This is a genomic window from Vogesella mureinivorans, from assembly GCF_007644035.1.
GTDB lineage: Bacteria > Pseudomonadota > Gammaproteobacteria > Burkholderiales > Chromobacteriaceae > Vogesella > Vogesella mureinivorans.
The window spans coordinates 1-250 of sequence record NZ_VMTV02000551.1; the positions used below are offsets into that span (position 1 = coordinate 1).

General features: G+C 38.0%; 1 pseudogene. It reads left to right on the forward strand.

Going from position 1 to position 250, the window contains the following annotated elements:
- Positions 1–67 precede the first annotated feature (67 nt).
- Positions 68–250 (forward strand): annotated as a pseudogene (locus FLQ44_RS14505) (D-serine/D-alanine/glycine transporter); the annotation flags it as partial.

Genomic DNA, 250 nt, shown 5'->3' on the forward strand with positions numbered 1-250 from the left:
TTTAGCAACGACACTTTCAACGATTTTATTCATTCTCGTATGGATTATTATCCTGTGGAGTTACTTGGTGTATTACAAAACACGTCCAGAACTTCATGCAAAATCCGTATTTAAATTGCCGGGTGGACCTCTGACTTGCTATGTGGTGATTATTTTCTTCATTGGAACAATTGGTATCCTCGCTTTAGAGCCAGATACTTTGAAATCATTGATGGTCAGCCCAATTTGGTTAATTATCCAAGCGTGCAAT